5 protein-coding genes are annotated in these 6,454 nt (G+C 76.2%); 4 read left to right on the plus strand and 1 reads right to left on the minus strand.

The window, feature by feature from the left end:
* The 3 genes from ACI789_RS23440 (at nt 1) to ACI789_RS23450 (ending at nt 4,211) form a co-directional block, all read left to right on the plus strand.
* On the plus strand, nt 1-1,254 hold the full coding sequence (locus ACI789_RS23440) for a DUF3500 domain-containing protein (RefSeq protein ID WP_457011957.1): 1,254 nt from the start codon (nt 1-3) through the stop codon (nt 1,252-1,254).
* Between the two features lie 159 nt (nt 1,255-1,413).
* Nucleotides 1,414-3,045 carry an FAD-dependent monooxygenase gene (locus ACI789_RS23445; protein ID WP_457011959.1) on the plus strand — a complete coding sequence of 544 codons (1,632 nt, stop codon included), beginning with the start codon at nt 1,414-1,416 and terminating at the stop codon, nt 3,043-3,045.
* Nucleotides 3,042-4,211 carry a glycoside hydrolase family 1 protein gene (locus tag ACI789_RS23450; protein ID WP_457011961.1) on the plus strand — a complete coding sequence of 390 codons (1,170 nt, stop codon included), beginning with the start codon at nt 3,042-3,044 and terminating at the stop codon, nt 4,209-4,211. Before ACI789_RS23445 ends, ACI789_RS23450 begins: the two co-directional genes overlap by 4 nt.
* 37 nt (nt 4,212-4,248) lie before the next feature.
* Here the strand turns inward: ACI789_RS23450 and ACI789_RS23455 are convergent, their stop codons facing one another.
* Entirely contained in the window at nt 4,249-5,175 is a 927-nt protein-coding gene (locus ACI789_RS23455; protein ID WP_457011962.1) for an AraC family transcriptional regulator, read from the minus strand.
* Between the two features lie 136 nt (nt 5,176-5,311).
* Between ACI789_RS23455 and ACI789_RS23460 the strand changes: the two genes are divergently transcribed.
* Complete coding sequence (locus ACI789_RS23460) at nt 5,312-6,361, plus strand: carbon-nitrogen hydrolase family protein (RefSeq protein ID WP_457011963.1); 1,050 nt, start codon at nt 5,312-5,314, stop codon at nt 6,359-6,361.
* The last annotated feature ends 93 nt before the right edge of the window (nt 6,362-6,454 follow it).

Genomic DNA, 6,454 nt, shown 5'->3' on the forward strand with positions numbered 1-6,454 from the left:
GTGTCCGGCGAGTTCCGCCAGTACCTGTTCCCGCACGACCACCCGCGGCTGGCCGAGGTCCGCGGCCTGGACCCCTACGCCTACCGCGAGCACGCCCGCACCCCCGGCACGTTCACCGGCGGCCTGGTCGAGGGCTGGACGCCGCTCTACCGCAACGAGTTCCGCGGCGTCACCGAGGACGGCACGCTGCGCGAGGGCCTGTACCCGCTGGAGCCCGCCCGGCCCGGCGAGGAGGCGCCGGTCGAAGCGATGGTCGCCGCCGCGAACGCCCTGCTCGCCGCCCTGTCCCCCGACGACCGGGCCCGGGCCTGCTTCGACGTCGACGCCGTCGAGTGGCAGACCTGGGCCAACCCGGAGTTCATGCAGTTCGACACCGGCCTGCGGCTGGAGTTCCAGCCGCAGCCGGTGCGGGAGGCCGCGCTGGCGCTGGTGGGGGCCTCCCTCTCGCCCGAGGGGGCGGCCGCGGTGCACGCGATGATGCTGGTCAACGGCTTCCTCGGCAACGTCGTCGACCTGCCCACCGTGCTCGGCGAGTGGAGCTACAACGTCGCCGTCTACGGCACGCCGGACCCGCGGGCGCCGTGGGGCTGGCAGCTCTACGGCCACCACTGCGCGGTCAACTGCCTGGTCGTCGAGGGCCGGATGGTGGTCTCGCCGGTGTTCCTCGGCGCCGAGCCCGACGAGATCGACGCCGGCCCGCACGCCGGCATCTCGGGCCTGTTCGCCGACCGGATCGACGCCGGGCTGGCCGTCATGGCCGCGCTGGACCCCGACCAGCGGGCCCGGGCGACGGTGTACGAGCAGATGGTCGACCCCGCCATGCCGCCCGGCCGGGTGCACCCCGGCGACGAGCGGCACCTGGCCGGCGCCTTCCAGGACAACCGGGTCATCCCGGTCGAGGGCGTGCCGGTCGCCGAGCTCTCCGCCGAGGCCCGGCAGCGGGTGCTCGACGTCGTCGCCACCTTCGTGCGGCTGCTGCCCGAGGGCCCGCGGGCGGCGCGGATGCGGGAGGTCGAGGCGCACCTCGACGAGACCTGGTTCTGCTGGATCGGCGGGCACGAGCCCGGCGACGTCTTCTACTACCGGGTCCAGTCGCCGGTGCTGATCGCCGAGCTCGACCACCACTGCGGGGTCTTCCTCGACTACGACACCCCGAAGACCTTCCACATCCACACCGTGCTGCGCACCCCGCACGGCAACGACTACGGCCGGGCCTGGGTGCGGCAGTGGCAGGAGCGCGCCGGCGGGAACTGACCCGCTGCCGTTCCGGTGTTCCGGTCAATGGCAGCGGCCTTCGGGAGGTGACCGCCGCCACCGATGCTGGACGAGCACCCCTCGAGATGCCGCCGGCCGGGGAGGTGCCTCCCTCCCGCTGCTCGTCCTCTGCAGCGCTGCCACGACAGGAGAACTGCGATGACCTCCGTGCCCGCCCGTGTCCCGGTGCTGGTGGCCGGTGGCGGCCCCAGCGGTCTGGCCGCCGCGATCGAGCTCGGCCGGCGCGGCGTCGAGGTCCTCGTCGTCGAGCCGCGCACCGCGCTCGACCCGCTGCGGCCGCGGGCCAAGACCACCAGCGTGCGCACCATGGAGCACCTGCGCCGCTGGGGCCTGGCCGACCGGCTCCGGGCCGCCGCTCCCCTGCCGGTCGACCACGCCCAGGACGTCGTCTTCTGCACCGGCCTGACCGGCTCGGAGATCACCCGCTTCCGCAACGCCTTCGGCCTGTGGACGGAGCCGCAGGAGATCGCGGCCGAGTCCGGCCAGCAGGCGCCGCAGTCGGTGGTCGAGGAGGTGCTGCGGGAGGCGGCCGGTGAGCAGCCCACGGTGACGCTGCTGGTCGGGTGGCGGGTGGAGACCGTCGTCGACGGCCCGGACGGCGTCCGGGCGGGGCTGCGCGGGCCGTCCGGGGAGATCGCCGACGTCCGGGCGGAGTACCTGCTCGGCGCGGACGGCGCCTCGGGCGTCACCCGCGCGGCCATCGGCGCCCGCTACGAGGGCTCCTCGGGCACGCTGCCCAACCTCTCGGTCACCTTCCGCTCCCGCGCCCTCGAGGAGCGCCCGCTGTGCGCGTTGGGCGTGCACTACTGGGTCATCGGCGCCGAGCGCGGTGGCCTGATGGGCCGGCTGGACCTCGACGGCACCTGGTGGGCGATCGTCCAGGGCGTCGACGCGCGGACCCAGGACGTCGACCCGGCCGCGCTGGTCCGGACCCTCGTCGGGGACGACGTCGACGTCGAGGTGCTGGCCACCGACCCGTGGTCGGCCCGGATGCTGCTGGTCGACCGCTACCGCGGCGAGCGGGTGTTTCTCGTCGGCGACGCCGCGCACCTCAACCCGCCGTGGGGCGGCCACGGGTTCAACACCTGCGTCGGCGACGCGGTGAACATCGCCTGGAAGCTGGCCGCCGTCCTGCAGGGGTGGGCGCCCGCCGAGCTGCTCGACAGCTACGAGGCCGAGCGCCGTCCCGTCGCCGAGCGGACCATCGCCGCCGCCGGCAGCCAGGAGGCGTTCCTCGCGCCGTCCTTCGCCGCCGGCGACCTGAACGACGACGGCCCCACCGGGCAGCAGCTGCGCGCCCGCCTCGCCGAGGCGCTGCAGGTCAAGGACCCGGAGTTCCACAGCCTCGGCCTGATGCTCGGCTACGACTACCCCGGCTCGCCGGTCGTCGTCCCCGACGGCTCCACGGTGCCGGCGCACGACGTGGTCACGTACACGCCCTCGGCGCACCCCGGTGCCCGGCTGCCGCACACCTGGCTGCCCGACGGCCGGTCGGTGTACGACCTGCTCGGCGACGGCCTCACCCTGCTGCGGCTCGACCCGCAGGCCGACCCCGCCCCGCTGGCGGCCGAGGCCGCGCGGGCCGGCGTCCCCCTGATCGTCGTCGACCTGGGCGCGCTGCCCCGGCTGCGCACCCTCCACCGCGCCGGGCTGGTCCTGGTGCGCCCCGACCAGCACGTCGCCTGGCGCGGCGACGCCGCTGCCGACCCCACCGCGATCCTCGGCCGGGTCACCGGCCGGGTCCCCACCCTCACGGAGGCCGCCCGATGACCGCCACGTTCCCCGACGGCTTCCTCTGGGGCGCGGCCACCGCCGCGCACCAGGTCGAGGGCGGAAACGTCAACAACGACCACTGGGAGGCCGAGCACGCGCCGCACTCCCCCTTCGCCGAGCCCAGCGGCGACGCCTGCGACTCCTGGTCCCGCTGGCGCGAGGACCTCGACCTCGTCGCCGGGGCGGGGCTGGACACCTACCGGTTCAGCCTCGAGTGGAGCCGGATCGAGCCGGCGGAGGGCGAGTTCTCCCGCGCCGCCCTGGACCACTACCGGCGCATCGTGGACGGCTGCCGCGAGCGCGGCCTGAAGCCGATCGTGACGCTGGTGCACTTCACGATGCCCCGCTGGCTGCTGCACGACGGCGGCTGGACCGGGCCCAAGGCCGGCGACCGGATCGCCCGCTTCGCGGAGTTCGCGCTGCCCGCGCTGCGCGACGCGGAGTACGTGGCCACGGTCAACGAGCCCAACCTCATGGCCGCCCAGCCGGTGATGGGCGCGATGGCGGCCCGCGGCGAGGAGATCAGGGGCCTGCCCCGCCCCGACCAGGGCGTCGCCGAGGCCCTGCTCGGGCTGCACGAGCGGGCCCGGGACGTGCTGCGGGCCGGGCCGGCCCCGGTCGGCATGACCCTCGTCGGCCGGGAGCACATCGCCGAGGAGGGCGGCGAGGAGCGGATGCGGGAGGAGCGCGCCGCCTTCGAGGACCAGTTCCTCGCCGCCGCGGCCGGTGACGACTTCGTCGGCCTGCAGGTCTACACCTGCGCCCGCTTCGGCCCCGACGGGCTCATCGCCCCGGCCCCGCAGCTGCAGACCCTCGCGCACGGCATGGAGCGGCGACCCGAGGCGCTGGGCGCGGCGGTGGCCCGGGCCGCCGAGGTGCTGCCCGGCGTGCCGCTGCTGGTCACCGAGAACGGCATCGCCACCGCCGACGACGAGGACCGGATCCGGTTCACCGGCGACGCGCTGCGCAGCCTGGCCGGGGCCATCGCGGCCGGCGCCGACGTCCGCGGCTACGTGCACTGGAGCCTGCTGGACAACTTCGAGTGGATGCTCGGCTACCGGCCGACCTTCGGCCTGGTCGCCGTCGACCGGCAGACCTTCGTCCGGACGCCCAAGCCCAGCCTGGCCTGGCTCGGCGCGGTCGCCCGCCGCAACGGGCTCTGAGCCCCCGGACGGGGCGGCGCCGTCCGCCCCGCCCCGCTCAGACCCCGGCGAGGCGGTGCCGCGCGCGGTACACGCGCGGCGGGACGCCGTGGGCGGCCCGGAACACCCGGCTGAAGTGCGCCGGGTCGGGGAAGCCGACCGCCACGGCGACGTCGCCGACGCCGAGGTGGTCCTGGCGGGGGTCGAGCAGCAGGTCGCGGGCCCGCGCCATCCGCTCGCCGCGGACGTAGGCGGCCACCGGGCCGATCTCGGCCGAGAACGCGGTGTAGAGACGGCGCCGCGAGACGCCGAGGACCGCCGCCACCAGCTCCGGCCCGAGCCCGGGGTCGTCCAGGTGCCGGGCGACCACCTCCCGGCCGCGGGCCACCAGGTCGGCGTCACCGGTCCCGACGCCGGCCCGGGACCGGGGGGTCTCCCGCACCGCGCGGTCGAACTCGCCGGCGAGCTCGCCGTCCGCGGCTCCGGCCAGCAGCCGGGCGGCGAGCCGCTCGGCCGCGGGACCGGCCATGACGGTGGCCGAGACCGCCGCGACCCGGTCCCGCGACACGGGGACCAGCTCCTGGGGCAGCAGGGCGATCAGGACCCCGAACGGCAGGTCGCTGCCCACCTCGTAGGGCGCGGAGGTGTCGTAGACCGCGACCTGGCCCGGCGCGAGCCGGCAGCGGCGCCCGTGCTGGCCGACCGACACGCTGCCGGCCAGGGCGACCGCCGCCTTGTAGTGGCCGGCCCCCGCACCGCCGGCGAGCTCCCCGGTGCGCACGCCGGCGTGCGCGGTCGCGTGCAGGCGGCACACCCGCACGTCGCCGGCGCGGCGCATCCGCATCCGGCCGTGGATGTTCGCCGCTGTGCTGCGCATCCGCAGCGGGACCAGCATCCGCGAGGCGGCCGCCGTCCACCGGGCGACCGTCTCGGGGCCGCCGGCCGGCCCGGACTCGTAGCGGTCCTCGGCGGGGGGAGGGGGCACGGGCCGTCCAGGGGTCAGGAGCGGGGGGACGCGGTGCCGTCGAGCCTAGGAGCTGGTGCGTCCCGGACGTGGACATCCGTGCACGGCTGCACGGATGTCCAAGTGCCCGTCCGGGTCGCTCCCTAGCGTCCGCGCCATGACCTCCTCCCCCTCCGTCGTCCGCGTGGCCGCCGTCCACGGTGCCGCTCCGTTCCTCGACCTCGACGCGGGCGTCGCCCGCGCGGCCGAGCTGATCGTCGAGGCGGGACGCAACGGCGCCCGGCTGGTCGCGTTCCCCGAGACCTACCTGCCCGGCTACCCGAGCTGGATCTGGTCGCACACGGCCAAGTACGCCGCGCCGCTGTTCGCCGAGCTGTTCGCCTCCTCCGTGGACCTCCCCGGCCGCGCGTCGGACACCCTCGCCGCCGCGGCGAAGGAGGCCGGCACGTGGGTGGTCATGGGCATGAACGAGCGCGACGGCGGAACGCTCTACAACACCCAGGCCTACTACTCCCCCGAGGGGCGCCTGGTGGCCCGGCACCGCAAGCTGGTGCCCACGAACGCCGAGCGGACCGTGTGGGGCCGCGGCGACGGCCGCGACGTCTTCGTCGTCGACACCGGCTTCGCGAAGGTCGGCGGGCTCATCTGCTTCGAGCACAGCATGGACCTCAACAAGTACGCCCTCGCCACGCTCGGCGAGCAGATCCACGTCGCCGCGTGGCCGGCCATCAGCGCCACCCACGCCGACCCCAACGCCGGCAACTTCGACCACTACTCGCAGACCCTCGCCGCAGCCCACGCCATCTGCGCCCAGACCTACGTGATCGTCGTCCAGGGCCGGCTGTCGGAGGAGATCGTCGACCGGCTCGGCGTGCCCGAGGGCCCCGACGCCCCCACCGTCGGCGGCGGGATGACCGGCTTCATGGGGCCCGACGGCCGCTGGCTCACCGAGCCGCACCGGCACGACGAGGCGGTCCTCTACGCCGACCTCGACCTCGGGGTCATCCCCTTCGCCCGGTTCTTCGCCGACTCGGCCGGCCACTACGCCCGTCCGGACGTCTTCCGCTTCGGTGTCGACCGCACCCCGCAGACCGTGCTCGGGACCCAGCGGGTCGCGCCGGTCCCCGTCACCGCCGTGGGCGGCGTCGAGCCGCGGGACGGCGAGCCGGAGGCGAGCTACCGGGTGCTCTCCGCCGTCACCGGCTGAGCCGCGGGGGGGGGGGGGGGGGGGGGGCGGGGGGGGGGGGGGGGGGGGGGGGGGGGGGGGGGGGGGGGGGGGGGCGGCGGGCCGGGGGCGGCG

It is taken from the genome of Geodermatophilus sp. SYSU D00965 (genome assembly GCF_054050075.1).

Coding starts and splice junctions, on each gene's coding strand:
- ACI789_RS23445 (WP_457011959.1), top strand. CDS start 1,414: ATGACCTCCGTGCCCGCCCGTGTCCCGGTGCTGGTGGCCGGTGGCGGC.
- ACI789_RS23450 (WP_457011961.1), top strand. CDS start 3,042: ATGACCGCCACGTTCCCCGACGGCTTCCTCTGGGGCGCGGCCACCGCC.
- ACI789_RS23460 (WP_457011963.1), top strand. CDS start 5,312: ATGACCTCCTCCCCCTCCGTCGTCCGCGTGGCCGCCGTCCACGGTGCC.